Source organism: Aquirufa antheringensis (assembly GCF_023921165.1).
Taxonomy (GTDB): Bacteria; Bacteroidota; Bacteroidia; order Cytophagales; family Spirosomataceae; genus Aquirufa; species Aquirufa antheringensis.
Genome location: NZ_CP049835.1, coordinates 757082 through 772729 on the forward strand (window position 1 = coordinate 757082; position 15648 = coordinate 772729).

The 15648-nt window shown below is 44.8% G+C and carries 15 protein-coding genes and 1 tRNA gene; 4 read left to right on the plus strand and 12 right to left on the minus strand.

The window, feature by feature from the left end; genetic code table 11:
* Positions 1 to 5: 5 nt before the first annotated feature.
* The 9 genes from rnc to G9X63_RS03555 form a co-directional block, all read right to left on the minus strand.
* Positions 6 to 749 carry a ribonuclease III gene (gene rnc / locus G9X63_RS03515; protein WP_130895238.1) on the minus strand — a complete coding sequence of 248 codons (744 nt, stop codon included), beginning with the start codon at positions 747 to 749 and terminating at the stop codon, positions 6 to 8.
* 7 nt (positions 750 to 756) lie between these two features.
* A complete protein-coding gene (gene fabF / locus G9X63_RS03520; RefSeq protein ID WP_130895239.1) occupies positions 757 to 2004 on the minus strand; it encodes a beta-ketoacyl-ACP synthase II in 1248 nt (415 codons plus the stop codon).
* 118 nt (positions 2005 to 2122) lie between these two features.
* Positions 2123 to 2359: an acyl carrier protein gene (locus G9X63_RS03525; RefSeq protein ID WP_130895240.1), complete on the minus strand. Its 237-nt coding sequence runs from the start codon at positions 2357 to 2359 to the stop codon at positions 2123 to 2125.
* A gap of 102 nt (positions 2360 to 2461) precedes the next feature.
* On the minus strand, positions 2462 to 3379 hold the full coding sequence (locus G9X63_RS03530) for an ROK family protein (RefSeq protein ID WP_252624357.1): 918 nt from the start codon (positions 3377 to 3379) through the stop codon (positions 2462 to 2464).
* A 63-nt stretch (positions 3380 to 3442) separates the two neighbouring features.
* The gene (locus G9X63_RS03535) at positions 3443 to 3907 is read right to left on the minus strand and encodes a YkgJ family cysteine cluster protein (RefSeq protein WP_130923029.1); all 465 of its coding nucleotides are present in this window, start codon (positions 3905 to 3907) and stop codon (positions 3443 to 3445) included.
* Entirely contained in the window at positions 3894 to 4478 is a 585-nt protein-coding gene (locus G9X63_RS03540; protein ID WP_236633161.1) for a thymidine kinase, read from the minus strand. The genes G9X63_RS03535 and G9X63_RS03540 overlap by 14 nt, the downstream gene beginning before the upstream one ends.
* 48 nt (positions 4479 to 4526) lie before the next feature.
* The gene (locus G9X63_RS03545; protein ID WP_130895243.1) at positions 4527 to 5285 is read right to left on the minus strand and encodes a succinate dehydrogenase/fumarate reductase iron-sulfur subunit; all 759 of its coding nucleotides are present in this window, start codon (positions 5283 to 5285) and stop codon (positions 4527 to 4529) included.
* A 9-nt stretch (positions 5286 to 5294) separates the two neighbouring features.
* A complete protein-coding gene (locus tag G9X63_RS03550; protein WP_252624359.1) occupies positions 5295 to 7274 on the minus strand; it encodes a fumarate reductase/succinate dehydrogenase flavoprotein subunit in 1980 nt (659 codons plus the stop codon).
* 21 nt (positions 7275 to 7295) lie between these two features.
* Positions 7296 to 7961, minus strand: a complete 666-nt coding sequence (locus tag G9X63_RS03555; protein ID WP_252624361.1) for a succinate dehydrogenase cytochrome b subunit — start codon at positions 7959 to 7961, stop codon at positions 7296 to 7298.
* Between the two features lie 273 nt (positions 7962 to 8234).
* On the opposite strand from G9X63_RS03555, the gene G9X63_RS03560 reads away from it, so the two are divergent.
* The 4 genes from G9X63_RS03560 (at position 8235) to G9X63_RS03575 (ending at position 12410) form a co-directional block, all read left to right on the plus strand.
* Positions 8235 to 10946 carry a T9SS type B sorting domain-containing protein gene (locus G9X63_RS03560; protein WP_252624363.1) on the plus strand — a complete coding sequence of 904 codons (2712 nt, stop codon included), beginning with the start codon at positions 8235 to 8237 and terminating at the stop codon, positions 10944 to 10946.
* 1 nt (position 10947) lies between these two features.
* On the plus strand, positions 10948 to 11283 hold the full coding sequence (locus G9X63_RS03565; protein WP_130895247.1) for a DCC1-like thiol-disulfide oxidoreductase family protein: 336 nt from the start codon (positions 10948 to 10950) through the stop codon (positions 11281 to 11283).
* Positions 11284 to 11329: 46 nt separating this feature from the next.
* Positions 11330 to 12211: an ACP S-malonyltransferase gene (gene fabD, locus G9X63_RS03570; protein WP_252624365.1), complete on the plus strand. Its 882-nt coding sequence runs from the start codon at positions 11330 to 11332 to the stop codon at positions 12209 to 12211.
* 128 nt (positions 12212 to 12339) lie between these two features.
* Positions 12340 to 12410, plus strand: a tRNA-Gln gene (locus G9X63_RS03575).
* Positions 12411 to 12456: 46 nt separating this feature from the next.
* Here the strand turns inward: G9X63_RS03575 and G9X63_RS03580 are convergent.
* Genes G9X63_RS03580 through G9X63_RS03590 form a run of 3 tightly spaced genes read right to left on the minus strand, consistent with a single transcriptional unit; the run spans position 12457 to position 15570 of the window.
* Positions 12457 to 13380, minus strand: coding sequence for a sugar phosphate isomerase/epimerase family protein (locus tag G9X63_RS03580; protein ID WP_252624367.1), 924 nt, complete (start codon positions 13378 to 13380; stop codon positions 12457 to 12459).
* Positions 13377 to 14639 carry an AGE family epimerase/isomerase gene (locus G9X63_RS03585; RefSeq protein ID WP_252624368.1) on the minus strand — a complete coding sequence of 421 codons (1263 nt, stop codon included), beginning with the start codon at positions 14637 to 14639 and terminating at the stop codon, positions 13377 to 13379. Before G9X63_RS03585 ends, G9X63_RS03580 begins: the two co-directional genes overlap by 4 nt.
* Positions 14620 to 15570: a bifunctional heptose 7-phosphate kinase/heptose 1-phosphate adenyltransferase gene (locus tag G9X63_RS03590; RefSeq protein WP_252624370.1), complete on the minus strand. Its 951-nt coding sequence runs from the start codon at positions 15568 to 15570 to the stop codon at positions 14620 to 14622. The genes G9X63_RS03585 and G9X63_RS03590 overlap by 20 nt, the downstream gene beginning before the upstream one ends.
* Positions 15571 to 15648 lie beyond the last annotated feature (78 nt).

Consider the following 15648-nt stretch of genomic DNA (forward strand, 5'->3'; position numbering starts at 1 on the left):
GTTGATTATTTAATGTCTAATTGTTCACAAGCCATTCTAGCGGCTGTTTGTTCTGCTTTCTTCTTCGAGTAACCTTTCCCTTCAGAGATCTTTTCGCCGTCTAAGATGACCAAAGCCGTAAATTCGCGGTTGTGGTGCTCTCCCTCTTGATCTAGCTCAAAAGAGACCTTTTTGCCTTCTTTTTGAGCCCATTCGATCAACATTGACTTGAAGTTTGGGTTGTTTTGTACAACGGCTTCTAGGTCAAAGTATTGCGTCAGAATCTTTTTAATGATGAAGTTTTGGGTGAATGCGAAACCTTTGTCTAAATATATAGCTCCCACAAAAGCCTCCAATGCATCTCCGTACATCGAGGTGCGGGACATCGCGTTTTTGCGCTGTGTTTCGTACTCGATTACTTCTTCTAGGCCAAGTTTACGGCCAATTACATTCAAAGACTCCCGGCTGACCATTCGAGAACGAATTTCAGTTAAGAAACCCTCGTCTTTGAAGGGGAATTTTTGGAACAAATACGTCGCTGTGATCATCCCTAGGACAGAATCGCCTAAGAATTCCAGGCGTTCATTCGACTCTTTGTAGTTTTCTGCCACACTCTCTTTCGAAGCAGAGGAGTGTAAAAAGGCTAGTCTATATAAGGTTAAATTACTTGGACTAGCCCCAATAAGATGAGTAACCGATTTCTTTAAGAATTTCTCTCGTTCGTCTAGTCGAATCGGATCTAACCAGTTTAGGAGAGATTTTACGGCCATATTTGTCTTAGATTTTTCTGAAAATAACCGTTGCGTTATGACCACCGAAACCAAATCCGTTGCTCAATGCCACATCGATTTTGCGTGCTTTACCTACGTTTTCCGTTAAGTCGATGCGTTGATCGATTTCTGGATCGCGGTTAAATACGTTAATCGTAGGCGGGACAAATTGGTGTTGAATCGCTAATACAGACGCTACCGCCTCTACTGCTCCTGCACCACCTAATAAGTGACCCGTCATCGACTTCGTAGACGAGATGGCCATTTTGTAAGCGTGTTCTCCAAAACAATCCACGATCGCTTTAATCTCTTGTGGATCACCAATCGGAGTGGATGTTCCGTGTGTATTCACGTAATCTACTTCTTCTGGTTTGATGTTTGCGTCTTCTAAGGCATCTATCATCGACAATAAAGCGCCATAACCTTCTGGGTGTGGTGCTGTAATGTGGTGAGCATCAGAAGAGAAACCTCCACCGATTAATTCCGCGTATATTTTTGCTCCACGCGCTTTAGCGTGCTCGTATTCTTCTAAAATCAAGGCACCCGCTCCTTCTCCTACCACGAAACCATCGCGATCTACGTCATAAGGACGTGAAGCTGTAGCTGGATCGTCATTACGAGTGGACATGGCGTGCATTGCGGTGAAACCACCTACCGATGCAATCGTCACTGGAGCCTCAGAACCGCCCGTTACACACACGTTAATACGGCCTGTGCGGATATAGTTGAACGCATCAATGATCGCGTTGTTCGCAGAAGAACAAGCTGAAACGGTAACGTAGTTAGGGCCACGGAATCCATTGCGGATCGAAATTTGGCCTGATGATGAATCTGCAATCATCTTAGGGATAAAGAATGGATTGATTTTCGGGGTTCCGTCTCCTTGTCCGAAATAAATCATTTCGTCTTCAAATGTCTTCAAACCACCGATACCTGATCCCCAGATAACACCTACTTTGTTTTTATTTAAGGAATCCATGTCAAAATTCGCATCAGCGATGGCTTCATCAGCCGCCACCACAGCGTATTGAGTGAATGGATCCATTTTACGCGCTTCTTTGGCATTGATAAAATCTTCTACCTTGAAGTTCTTTAATTCACAAGCAAAACGAGTTCTGAATTTTTCCGCATCGAATTTCGTGATGGGTCCACAACCGCTTACGCCGTTCTTTAATCCATCCCAATATTCACTGACTGTGTTCCCGATGGGGGTTAGGGCGCCTAAGCCCGTGACAACTACTCGTTTTAACTCCATATTCTTGTTATTTATGAATCTGCTTAAAATAAAAAATGTCAATCAGTCCGAGAAATCCCATGGAAAAATCCACCTGATTACTGTTAACTAATTGACATAATTTTTATGGTTGCTTCGATTACTTTGCGTTCTCTTCCAAATAAGTAATAGCTTGGCCTACTGTTTGGATGTTCTCCGCTTGATCATCTGGAATAGAAACAGAGAATTCTTTTTCGAATTCCATGATTAACTCAACTGTATCTAGAGAGTCAGCTCCCAAATCGTTTGTGAAAGATGCCTCAGGAGTAACTTCTGATGCTTCTACACCTAATTTTTCAACGATGATGCTTTTTACTTTTTCTGCAATATCTGACATTTTAATATTATTTTGGGGTTCAAAAACGTTGCAAAGATTAGAATTAAAGTTGAATTTATCAAACAAATTTCATTCTAATTAGCCTGTTCTAGGCTGTTTACCTTAAAAACAAAGCGATGCAGCCCCTAAAAGACCTGCGTCATTGCCTAATAAGGCTTTCTTAATAGTTAATTTTTCCAAATAAGCTGGCGTTAACCAGTAATTTAACTGCTTCTCTATACTTGGTAAAATGAAGTCGTAAGAGGCTGATAATCCGCCACCTATGAAGATGTTTTTGATATCTAGGATACGAATCAATGAAACGAGCATATCACCTAGCATCGTTCCTACTTCGTGCCAAATCGCTAAGGCTAATTCATCTCCTTCTTCTGCACCTACCACTAAAGCCGTCGTTGAAATAGTTCCATCTGCAGGAAGCGAGGTTTTGCCCGTGTAGGCCGCACGCATGGCGGTAGCCATTTGTAATAATTCTTTCTTTCCTACGTTTCGCTCTAATACTTTTCCATCGCGAGAAGGCACGTGACCTGGCTCCATCGCATTACCATCACCACCTAAGAAGATTTTGCGGTCAATGACTGCCGCTCCACCTACACCTGTTCCCAAGGTAATGAAAATGAAGTCCTCTGGCATATTTGTTTTCTCAGGAGAGAAGTAAAATTCGCCTAAAGCCGCTGCGTTCGCATCGTTTTCCATAAAGAAAGCATGCTCAGGAAAACGTTTTTCTAGCATATCAATCATAGGAGATCCATCAATTTCAGGGATAGCCGTGATCTCGATTAAGGTACGGCGGTCTTTTGTTAGGATACCTGGAAGACCAATTCCCACTTTCTTGACATTCTTGTGTTGGTATAATTGCAAGGCAATCGCATCCGCCAAACGCTCTAAAAAATGGTGTGATTCTCTCCAGGTAGCAGTATCATAACTTTGAAAATTGTTGATTTGACCTGTGTCTGCGTGGACGATTCCCATTTTAACGCCGGTTCCACCTACATCGATTCCTAAGTATTCTGCTGCTGCCATAGTTTTGATTTATTGAATTACGAAATTGCCGATTTTTGACGTGAATTTCAAATCAAAAGTGGTTCAAGGGTAAATTTGCTCGATTTTTTCTAGAATTTGTGTCACTGCGGGGCAAATGAGCGCATTTTTTGAGGTTAATCCTAAAATCCCCATGATGTTCTTTCTATCGGTATGGGGGTATTCCCGGCAGGCTTTGGGGCGGTGATCGTAGATGCCGCATTTATTATCTTCCAAGTCTAAAAAGGGGCAAGGAGCTTTCGGATACACCCAATCGCCGTCAGAATCTTGGACTAAATAGGCATCCAAGAAAGCGGAGGTTTTCATTTTGAATAAATGAGAAACACGCTGGATATCCGTATCATTCCACATCGGACTAGTCGTGCGACAGCAATTGCCACAGGTCAGGCAATCGGTTTTCTTGAAAACTTCGGTGTGAGCTTGAAAAAATTGCTGGTCCAGGTTCTTAGGCTTACGAGCCACTAAACGTTGGATGAGTTTTCGGAAAGAGGGGTCTTTAGTTTTGGCCATGGAAGCAAGAACGGCAGCGTGCCTCGTAAGACTCTGTTTCGCCTAATAAGACGGTTTGTTGTTGCTCCACCTTGCGGTAAGAGTAATGCGCAGCTGCGCCACAATTTACACAAACGGCGTGTACCTTCGTGACGAACTCAGCGATGGCCATTAAGCCGGGCATAGGTCCAAAAGGTTGCCCTTTAAAGTCCATATCCAATCCAGCGACGATGATTCGTTTGCCTTGGTTGGCCAGTGAATTGCATACCTCTACGATGTGATCATCAAAGAATTGTACTTCATCTAAACCGATCACATCGCAATCGCCCGCTAACAAAAGGATTTCTCCCGAGTTGTTAACCGGTGTAGAGCGGATGGAATTTTGGTTATGCGAAACGATATCCTCATCGTGATAGCGGGTATCCGCCATTGGTTTGAAGATTTCGACGCGCATTTGTGCGATTTTCGCGCGCTTTAGGCGGCGAATCAGTTCCTCTGTTTTACCAGAGAACATGGAACCGCATATCACTTCAATCCAACCAGCAGGTGGATTGCGTTCAGCAGATTTGGAATGGGTAGGTTCTAAAAACAAGGGCGTAAAAAGCCCCTGAAATTGCATCCAGGGGCTATAAAATGAAAATTATTTAGACGAGAATGTCGCTGAGAAATATTCGCGGTTCATACGCGCGATGTTCTCAATCGAGATGCCTTTAGGGCATTCAGCCTCGCAAGCACCAGTGTTTGAACAAGCACCGAAACCTTCTTCGTCCATCTGAGCAACCATCGCTTGTGCGCGTGACGCTGCTTCTACCTGTCCTTGAGGAAGTAAAGCTAACTGAGAAACTTTAGCAGACGTAAACAACATCGCTGAGGCATTCTTACAGGCCGCTACGCAAGCACCGCAACCGATACAAGCCGCTGCTGCAAAAGCTTCGTCTGCATTTTCTTTCGGAATGGGTAGGTTGTTTGCATCTTGTGCATTTCCTGTATTTACGGAAACGAATCCGCCTGCCGCGATAATGCGGTCAAAAGCAGAACGATTCACCACTAAGTCTTTAATCACTGGGAACGCACTCGCTCTCCAAGGCTCAACCGTGATCGTTTCGCCATCTTGGAAAGAACGCATGTGTAATTGGCAAGTCGTAACACCTCGGTTTGGCCCGTGAGGACGACCGTTAATGTACATCGAGCACATACCGCAAATACCTTCGCGGCAATCGTGGTCAAACGCTACCGGATCATCTCCTTCTTCGATCAAACGGTTGTTTAACACGTCAATCATTTCCAAAAATGACATATCTGTGGAGATGCCGCTCACCTGATAAGTTTCGAACTTACCAGCTACGCTTGCATTTTTTTGTCTCCAAATTTTGAGTGTCAGGTTTAAATGTCCTTCCATTGTATCGAATTATTTATAAGATCTTTGAGCAATTTTGATGTTTTCGTATTTCAATTCTTCTTTGTGAAGTTTGAAGCTCGATTGTTTTTCGTATTCCCAAGCCGCTACGTAGGCGTAGTTCTCGTCATCACGAAGGGCTTCCCCGTCTTCTGTTTGGTATTCCGTACGGAAGTGACCACCACAACTTTCGTTGCGATCCAAGGCATCAATACACATTAACTCGCCTAATTCTAAGAAGTCAGCCACACGGCCCGCTTTCTCTAATTCAGGGTTTAGGTTATCGATTTCACCTGGAATCTTCACATCTGACCAGAATTCTTTCTGCAGAGCTTGAATCTCCTTGATAGAAGCTTTCAAACCTTCTGCGCTACGAGCCATACCGCACTCGTCCCACATGATCTTACCTAAACGCTTGTGGAAGTAATCGACTGGCTTAGATCCTTTAATGTTCATCAAGGTCTCTAAACGATCACGTACCGCTTTCTCTGCCGCGACGAAATCTTCTGAATCCGTTGACATCGCTGGCGTACGAATCTCTGATGCTAAATAAGCACCGATCGTGTAAGGAATCACGAAATAACCATCTGCTAAACCTTGCATCAAGGCTGAAGCTCCTAAACGGTTAGCGCCGTGATCAGAGAAGTTAGCTTCTCCTAAAGCGTATAAACCAGGAACAGTAGTCATTAAGTTATAATCTACCCAAAGTCCACCCATCGTATAGTGAACCGCTGGATAAATACGCATAGGCACCTCGTATGGATCTTCACCCGTAATTTGCTTGTACATGTCAAACAAGTTACCGTATTTCTCTTTTACGACTGCCTTACCCATCGCTTGAATCTCTTCATCTGATGGATTGTGCATATTGTTTTTATTCGCTTCTCCTTTTCCGTAACGGATGATCGCCGCAGCATAGTCTAAGTAAACCGCCATTTTAGACGTTCCTACACCATAACCAGCATCACAACGCTCCTTAGCTGCACGTGAGGCAATATCACGAGGTACTAAGTTACCGAACGCAGGATAACGACGCTCTAAGTAGTAATCTCTTTCGTCTTCTGGAATCTCGTTCGCCTTACGGTTATCGTTTTGTTTCTTAGGAACCCAAATACGACCGTCATTACGAAGGGATTCAGACATCAAGGTTAATTTCGACTGGTGATCGCCAGAAACCGGGATACACGTCGGGTGAATCTGTGTGTAACAAGGGTTAGCGAAGTAGGCACCTTTTTTGTGTGCTTTCCAAGCCGCTGTTACGTTCGATCCCATCGCGTTAGTAGACAAGTAGAATACGTTTCCGTAACCACCTGTACACAATAACACAGCGTGTCCGAAGTGACGCTCTAAAGCTCCTGTCACTGAATCACGAGCGATAATACCACGAGCCTTTCCGTCGATTGTTACGACATCTAGCATTTCGTGGCGAGTATACATTTTTACGTTACCCATTCCCACTTGGCGTTGCAAAGCAGAATAAGCACCTAATAATAATTGCTGTCCAGTTTGACCTGCCGCGTAGAACGTACGTTGTACTTGCGTTCCACCGAATGAACGGTTAGAAAGCAATCCGCCGTATTCACGAGCGAAAGGAACCCCTTGCGCTACGCATTGGTCGATAATGCTTCCAGATACTTCCGCTAGACGATGGACGTTCGCCTCACGCGCACGGTAGTCACCACCTTTGATGGTATCGTAGAATAAACGGTAAACGGAGTCACCGTCGTTTTGGTAGTTCTTCGCTGCGTTGATACCTCCTTGTGCGGCAATCGAATGCGCACGACGTGGAGAATCTTGGAAACAGAATACTTTTACTTTATATCCTAATTCAGCTAACGAGGCAGCGGCAGATGCACCTGCTAGGCCTGAACCTACCACGATGATCTCTAAGCTACGTTTGTTCGCAGGGTTTACTAGGGAAACGCTGGAACGATATTTGGTCCATTTGTCGGCTAACGCGCCTTCTGGAATTTTGGCATCTAATTTTGTCATATCAATCGAATCGCTGAAATATTATTGAATCAAATGGAAATAAAAGGCAATCGGCATCGCAGCAAAAACCGCAGGAATAACGATCGAGACGAACGCACCGATTGTTTTAATCGTCGGAGTGTACTTAGGGTGGTTCCAACCGATGGATTGGAAAGCACTAGAGAAACCGTGTAACAAGTGGTAACCTAGCGAAATACATCCTAATACATAAACGATTACGACAACTGGGTTCACAAATACCGCTTGCATCTCTGCATATAACGTATGGTCCTCTAAGCCCTCGGTTAAACGAGAGAAGTACCAAAAGTGCTTCAAGTGAAGGATTAAGAACAATAATAATAGCGTTCCTAAAAGGCCCATCGAGCGAGAGTACCACTTGCTATTCGCAGCGCCATCTACCTTCGCATAAGCGACAGGACGCTTCGATTTGTTTTCTAACCAAAGGCGTAAACCATCATAAATGTGTAATAACAATCCTGCGAACAACACAATCTCCATGGTACGGATGATTGGGTTAGTGCCCATGAACTCGGCGCCCTCATTAAAAGCGACACCTCCATCATTTAGGAAGATTAGAGCGTTCAAGCTGCAGTGAACTAACAGGAAGCTAATTAAAAAGAGGCCCGTAATGGCCATCAGGAGCTTTTTCCCGAGAGATGAATTAAGTGATTTTGCTAACCAAGCCATAAATAAATGTATTTGTTAAGAGGAAATAAAAATAAACGAACAGGTTCGATTTTTTTTAGCTACCAAAACTACAATCGAAACGCCGCTCTATCAAATTTAAAACGTAAAAAATCCATTTTTTTTGAAAAAAACGAATTGCCTTCTTAACTTACAGCTAATCAAAAATGTTTTATGTACCTGAAAAGAATAAGCCTTTATTTTCTGTTTTTGTGCGGGCTAAGTTTTGCAGCACAAGCGACCCACTTAAAGGGGGGGGAGATCACAGTAAAGCGTGTGTCAGATAAAACATTGACTTTCGAATTCACCTTAACGACGTACACGGAAAATAACAGAGCGAACGTGGAGCAGAATGTGGTGAATTTTTGCTTTGGTGACGGTTCTTCCATTTTACCGGCGCGTCGTTCTGCAGGTTATCCCATTAATCTGGGAAATGGGACAATGAAAAATGTCTATAAAATTCAATATACCTATCCAGCCGCTTCCTTATTCTACAAGGTGTCTGTGGCAGTTCCTAACCGAAATGATGGCGTGTTGAACATCACTCGCTCGGTCGATGTTGCTTTTTATGTGGAAACCATTTTTTCCATTAATGCGGGTCTAGGCTTAAATTCAACGCCTATATTATTAAATCCCGCAGTCGATTTGACTGCTGTAGTCGGTCAGCCCTTTATACATAATTCGAATGCGGTAGACGCGGAGGGAGATTCTTTGGCCTACCGCTTATCTGTTTCCAGAACGGGAGCAGAACTCAGCTGTGATCCGGCAGGAAGAGGTTTATTAGCCCCTAATTTCAAACAACCGAATGAAGTCTCGGCTACCCCATCCTCTTTTACGATGAATGCTAAAAACGGGGATTTAATCTGGAAATCACCCCAAGAAGTAGGCTTATATAACTGCGCTTTTATCATCGAGGAATGGAGGAATGGAGTTAAAATATCTGAAACTGTTCGGGATATGCAGATTGAAGTGAAGGATTTAGACAATCGAGGACCTCTTCTAAACATCCCTGCAGACGTGTGCGTTCAGGCAGGAACCCGGATTAATCAAACGATCACAGCCATTGATCAGGTTTCCAAAACGGGCCGGGTGGATCCGATATCCATTACAAGTAGCGGAAATGTCTATTCGATTGATTCCTCCTATGCGGTAAAACCTCCTAACGCAACTTTCGTGTCGGCGGCTCGCCAAACGGCTCTTACGGCTATAGGTACCTTCAACTGGCAAACAGATTGTGTTCACATTCGAAAAGAGGGTTATGATGTCTTTTTCAAGGCAGAGGACTTTCCGCCTGTGACGAATGCAGGGGTGAGTAATTTAGTGGATAGTAAGATTTGGAACATCCGCGTCTTAGCTCCAGCGGTGAAAAATGTGACGGCTACAGCAGGCCTTGGAACCTCCATCGCGCTTAAATGGACTTCTTATACTTGCGCCTTATCTAACGCCACGTTGATTTTGTACCGCAAACAAGGTGCCTGTGATGCCACGGTGAATGCGAATTGTGCGACCGGAATGACGGCTTCTGGCTATACAGAACTGACTCGATTGCCTATCAGCACATCGAGCTATACGGATAATGCGATCGTGAAAAACACAAACTACTCCTATGTGTTAGTGGTGGCCTTTACGAATTCGAAAGGAGTAGATGATTTCAGTCCGATGTCTAATTCGGCTTGTTATTTGATCGCGAGCGCTTCGCCTATCATGACGAATGTTTCGGTACTTAAGACGAGTACGACGGCAGGGGAGAACCTTGTGCGCTGGACACGTCCAATAAAATTAGATACCTTGCAATATCCAGGTCCTTATGCCTATCAATTGATGCGCGCGGCTGGAACGGGTGCTTTTAGTGCAATTGGTTCGCCTATTTCAGCTTCGATACGCACCGCGGTAAATGATACGTCTTACACAGATACCGGGATTAATACTTCCGCTGTTACTTACCGCTACCGGACGGATTTCTATTATACGCTGAATGGAGTGCGTACTTTACTCGAGTCGCCTACTCCTGCTTCGAACGTACCGTTAAGTACGCAAGTAGCCATCGCCTCGGTGAAATTAGCTTGGGCGGCGACCGTTCCTTGGACGAATGAAAACAAGGTGCACCGTGTCTATCGTGAAACGCAACGAGGTTCTGGGATTTTTAACCGTATAGCAGATGTGCCGGTGACCACGGCTGCGACCTTTAAATATGTGGATTCAGGTGCAGATACTTATGCAGCGGATGGGACGTTTTCTATTTCCATGAAGACGGATTCATCGTATTGCTATTACGTGGAGACATTGGGTTCGTATGGGCCTGGATTGCCCGCGATGGAATTAATTAATAAATCGCAAATCATTTGTGGTATTCCGCAGACAGATATTTTCCCTTGTCCACCCTCTTTGCAGCTCTATTCCGTGGATTGTGCATCGTTAAATGCAAAGGCGGATTGTTCGTTTAGCAGTTTTACGAATCAACTTACTTGGACGCCTACGGTTTCCGGTGTTTGCGATCCAGATATTGTGAGTTATAAGATCTATTATGCTAAAGACCCTTCGTCTGCCTATACCTTATTAGCCTCTTCTTCCACGTTGAACTTCTCGCACATTCTTCAAAACTCCTACCGAGGATGTTATTATGTAACGGCGGTCAGCGCGCTAGGGAAGGAGAGTACGCCTAGTAACAAGATTTGCGTAGAGAACTGTGCTTCGTTTGACTTGCCTAATTTATTTAGTCCTAATGGTGATGGACTAAATGATTCCTTTAAGCCGATGCGCTGCCCTCGTTTTGTTTCGTTTGTCAGTGCCAAAATTGTGGATCGCAACGGCCAATTGATTTACCAATATGCGGGGCCTTTGGATGGCTTTGGTTGGAATGGAACGGATTCAAACGGAGTTCAGATGGCTGCCTCGTCTTATTTCTATACGTGCGATGTGGTTTTCGATCTTTTTGACAAATCTGCACAAAACAAGAGTCTGAAAGGCTGGGTAGAACTAGTTCGCTAAAATGGACGGAATCGTATTAATCGATGGTAATTGCCGCTTTTGCTGCTTCGCTTCTAAGCTACTGAAGCGGATGGTAACGGGTGATCTGCCTGTTATCCCGGAGACCTCTTTTACAGATTTCATTCTTCCTGACATCGATAGTATTAAATGGGTAGTCGGTCATGATGTCTATGTGAAATCGGATGCCCTATCGCGCATTTTAGTGAATGCCCATTGGTATTTTCAACCTCTTCGTTTGGTTTTTTTATTGCCTGCTGGCCTATTGGATAAAGGCTATGATTGGGTGGCGAAGAATCGATTATTTTGGGGTAAATCGGTGGACGATTGTGCCATTTAGGGCTTTTGGCCTATCTTTGTGAAACAATTAATCAAAAATCATTCAAATGAAAGCATATATTTTCCCAGGTCAAGGTTCTCAGTTTCCAGGTATGGCAAAGGATCTGTACACGAATTTTCCTTTGGCAAAGCAGATTATCGATGAGGCGGATGCCATCTTAGGTTTCTCGTTATCGGCTGTGATGTTCGAGGGAACAGAGGAGGAATTGAAGCAAACGAAAGTGACGCAGCCTGCGATTTATTTACATTCTATTTTGATCGCCAAATTAGGCAAAGATTTCGCTCCCTCGATGGTAGCAGGTCACTCCTTAGGCGAGTTCTCTGCCCTTGTTTCTGCAGGTGGTTTAAGCTGGCAAGATGGATTACGATTAGTGTACCAACGAGCTCTTGCGATGCAAAAGGCCTGCGAAATCGAGCCAAGCACGATGGCTGCCGTTTTGGGCTTGCCAGATGCAACGATTGAAGAAATTTGTAAGGCTTACGGTCCATCCGTAGTAGCTGCGAACTTTAACTGCCCAGGCCAAGTCGTGATCTCCGGATCAGTAGAAGGAATCGAAGCAGTGGGTATTCAATTGAAAGAAGCAGGAGCGAAGCGCGTATTACCTTTACCAGTAGGTGGAGCCTTCCACTCGCCTTATATGGAACCAGCTCGAGTGGAGTTAGCCGCAGCGATCGAGGCAACCGAAATCGTAAAGCCGATTTGCCCTATCTTCCAAAACGTGAACGCTAAGCCATCTCAAGACCCAACTGAAATCAAAGCGAACTTAATCTCACAGTTAACAGGTGCAGTTCGTTGGACACAGTCAGTTGAAGCGATGGTAGCCGCAGGTGCAACCGAATTCATCGAATGTGGACCAGGTAAAGTATTGCAAGGCCTTGTTCGTAAGATTCACGCGGAGGCTGTCGTTTCTTCTATAGAATTAGCATAAGAATAATCGAATTTGATGCGCTGATTGTGAGCGCTGTAGCAAAAAATGACCGAAATAATTCAATTATTTTTTCGGTAACATTTGATAATTTGGGTGCAAGCCCTTACTTTTGCATCACATTATGGTATTGACCTATGGTGTAATGGTAACACACCAGTTTTTGGTTCTGGTTTTCTAGGTTCGAATCCTGGTAGGTCAACATAAATTAAAAGAGCTCATCGCAAGACGAGCTCTTTTTTTTATCCCTAAATCATCTTCTTCATCTTCTCCAGTCCAGTCTTAGCCACTTTCAGAGGATCTTGTGCCCAAAGTTCCTTATTAAATAATTCCAACGATAGAATAACCGGTTTTTCGGATGGCTTTAAGCGCTTAATGATTTCTTTAATGGGTGCTTCTCCATCCCCCGCATAAATACGATCGCCGTCCGTAATGGAGGTGGGTTTGATGGAAGTGACGTAGTCGTTTACGTGAAAGACTTCGATCGAGTTTTCTCCTACTAGGTGGAGGCAGTCGATGGAGGATTCGCCTTTGTAGATATGGAATACGTCTAATAGAAGTTTGGCGTTAGGTTGACCTGCCTCTGCGGCTACAAAAAGGACATCAGCAACGCGGTTCAGATTTTTCGAGTGTCCCCACATTTCCAGTTGGGGTATCACGCCGGTGCTGACTCCTAAGTCGAGGATGGCGCGGTAGCGTTCTGCGGCGCGGCGTAGGTCGAGGCCAGCTTCTTTGGTGGCGCCCATCGGTGGTGCGGCGGTGCGGAAACAGCCTAATTGCGCGAGCATATCCATCTCACGTTTCATTTGTTCCAAACCTTGTTTGCGAGTCGCCTCATCATCTACAATCCACTGAGCAAAGCCGATGGCGTTTTGGATCTTAATTCCTAAATCATCGATGCGTTTCTTCGCTTCTGATAGCGTTCCGCCCGATTTCAAATAAGCCTCTAGCGTAGGTACCCAAATCTCGCAATGCTGAAAGCCAGCCGCGGAGGCGACTTCGAGTTCTTTGATGAGTCCTAACTTTTGGCCCATAATTGTACTCATGTTCAATGAGAATTCGAATTTATGAGCCTTTGCAACCGGTGCGGCGGAGGCAGCGGAAGGTAAAAAGGCCGCTCCCGCGGCAGTTCCAGACGCAATTAATAAATCGCGGCGACTAATGTTTGTCATAGGTTTAGGTTTATTTCGCCTAGCTTCTCATAGGAGAGAATCATCGAGCGAACATTATGGTAATTTATCTTCCAGTTATGGGCCATGTGTCGCCAAATCGGTTCCCCCTCACGGGTCATCAACGGCCACCATTCACCCGTATTTCGGTTAATCATTTTGTCAAAAACGAAGCGATGCACTTGTTCGTAGGCTTTCAAGAATTGCGGATCCCTCGTTAATAAATAAGCATCCAGCATTCCGATGAGCATTTCAGCTTGTTGCCAAAATTCTTTCTCTACATCCGTAGGCCCACCACTGTGCGATCCTTCCACAAAGACTCCGCCATACTCCCAGTCAAGGCCATTTTCCATCGAATGGTAGAAAGCTTTTTTGATGTTGTCCAAATAGGGTGCGACATCAATCTTGCCTACCTTCAACGCGTGCAATAAGAGCCAGCCAAATTCCGAGTTGTGGCCGTAGGAGGTATTGTCGACGGCTGAGGCTTTTTGGCCTCCCTCCTGAAAACGATCCCATCCCCACACGATATCGAATTTAATCTGTGGCGCTACGCTCCAGTCCGCCCAAAACTGAGGAATACCTGTCCCCGTCTTCGGGTCCATTATTTTATAAATCAAAATATCAATTGACTCCTTTAGCTTTCTGCGGTGTATCTCTTTTCCACTTGCCTCATATAAAGTCGTAAACGCTTCCATCAAATGCATGTGTACATCTAAGGTCTTGCGGTCCCCGCCCGGCGCGCCTGGTCCCATCAGCGACCAATCTGCTGCAAAGAATTCCCAGTAACCGCCGTGATGGGTATCAACGGCATATTTTTGGAGTAAATCAAACACCTTCTCCGCATATTCTAATCCTACCGGATCCCCCGTCGCCAGGGTATATTCGCTTAAAGAATAAATCGCAAAACTGTGGCCATAGCCGATCTTTTGCTTGTTTGTCGCCTCACCAGCGCGGTTGACCATCCAATAGAAACCGCCGTGTTCTGTATCCCACATTTTGTCCAATAAAAACCGAACTCCATGTGTAGCCATCTCTTTCATAACCTCTCCTCCAAAACCGTGGCGATAGGCCTGCGAGTACGTAAATACGGATCGCGTCATCGCAATCAACGACTTCTCATCATCCCCCGCATCCTCCCCAAATTCATTGAAGTGGGTTATGTACCCACCCAGTTTCATATCGACCGTGCGTTGAATCCAAAAGGGCAACAAAGCGCCCTCGGTATAGTCCTTGATTTCTGCTCTAAGCGATTGTATGTCCATCGTGTAATTGTCTAATGGCGTCCGGACTCGCGGAGCCCGTTTCACCTAGTTGATGAATACTGATATGTACGGCCAAAGAGGCGAATTCACAAGCTTCCTCCACCGAGGCCCCCGCCGCTCTCGCCGCAGAAAAACCTGCTACTACCATATCTCCCGCACCCACCGTATCGATGGGGCCTTTCACTGGGAAAGCAGGTTGGTGATGAAATTCACTTGTACTGGCATATACCATTCCTTTTTCGCCTAAGGTGACTAATACTGGTTTGTTTCTCGTGTTAGCCCACGCTCTTATGTTTTCTGGAGTGGCTGGCTTTTGGTGTATTTTGATAAACTCAGCCTCATTTACTTTTAGAGGGAGGTTTCTAGCAAAGCTACCTAAGCTGCGAAGATCTGCTATGGCTTGTGGATTAGTTAGCGACTCGATGTGTTGCGCTTGCAATAGGGGAATACTAAATTGTTCATTGAAGATGATCCAGTCGAACGTTTCAGCAGCTAAGGCTTGTAGGAGCTCTCCTGTCTGTGCTTGAAAATTCGAAGACCTTGTTCCAAAATCGATTCGATTCAATTCTTCCTCTTTTTGCAGCGGTTTCGAATAGGTAGGGGTATCGATATTCGTTTCTTTAATGTTCGTCGCATCGATACCTAGTGCCGCCATCTGATGTGCCATCTCTCTTCCGAAAAGGTCATTTCCGCGTACCCCAAAGGCCGATACGCGTGCACCTAAAACAGCTAGATTCTTCGCCACATTACCCGCGCCTCCTAAATAAGCCCGCGGCTCGGAAGCCAAATGCACTTCTTTCGTGGTTTCAAGAGAAAATTCTCCTGTAGAGGTTTGAAGGTCAAAATAGAAGTCCAAAGCAAAATCCCCCATCACTGCCATACGCAGTTGTTGGATTCGAGCCAAAATGGTCTCTAATCTTTCGGAATTCATGTAGGATAGGTTTAGCTAAATTTTCATCGAAAAATAGGGATATTTTCTTTAATTTTGATCATCTATTCATTCTAATTC

Bases quoted from the DNA above. Each gene is read 5' to 3' on its own strand.
- G9X63_RS03580 (WP_252624367.1), bottom strand. From the start codon at position 13,380: ATGACAAACATTAGTCGCCGCGATTTATTAATTGCGTCTGGAACTGCC.
- rnc (WP_130895238.1), bottom strand. From the start codon at position 749: ATGGCCGTAAAATCTCTCCTAAACTGGTTAGATCCGATTCGACTAGAC.
- fabD (WP_252624365.1), top strand. From the start codon at position 11,330: ATGAAAGCATATATTTTCCCAGGTCAAGGTTCTCAGTTTCCAGGTATG.
- G9X63_RS03525 (WP_130895240.1), bottom strand. From the start codon at position 2,359: ATGTCAGATATTGCAGAAAAAGTAAAAAGCATCATCGTTGAAAAATTA.
- G9X63_RS03555 (WP_252624361.1), bottom strand. From the start codon at position 7,961: ATGGCTTGGTTAGCAAAATCACTTAATTCATCTCTCGGGAAAAAGCTC.
- G9X63_RS03590 (WP_252624370.1), bottom strand. From the start codon at position 15,570: ATGAATTCCGAAAGATTAGAGACCATTTTGGCTCGAATCCAACAACTG.
- G9X63_RS03545 (WP_130895243.1), bottom strand. From the start codon at position 5,285: ATGGAAGGACATTTAAACCTGACACTCAAAATTTGGAGACAAAAAAAT.
- G9X63_RS03565 (WP_130895247.1), top strand. From the start codon at position 10,948: ATGGACGGAATCGTATTAATCGATGGTAATTGCCGCTTTTGCTGCTTC.
- fabF (WP_130895239.1), bottom strand. From the start codon at position 2,004: ATGGAGTTAAAACGAGTAGTTGTCACGGGCTTAGGCGCCCTAACCCCC.
- G9X63_RS03585 (WP_252624368.1), bottom strand. From the start codon at position 14,639: ATGGACATACAATCGCTTAGAGCAGAAATCAAGGACTATACCGAGGGC.
- G9X63_RS03530 (WP_252624357.1), bottom strand. From the start codon at position 3,379: ATGGCAGCAGCAGAATACTTAGGAATCGATGTAGGTGGAACCGGCGTT.
- G9X63_RS03550 (WP_252624359.1), bottom strand. From the start codon at position 7,274: ATGACAAAATTAGATGCCAAAATTCCAGAAGGCGCGTTAGCCGACAAA.
- G9X63_RS03535 (WP_130923029.1), bottom strand. From the start codon at position 3,907: ATGGCCAAAACTAAAGACCCCTCTTTCCGAAAACTCATCCAACGTTTA.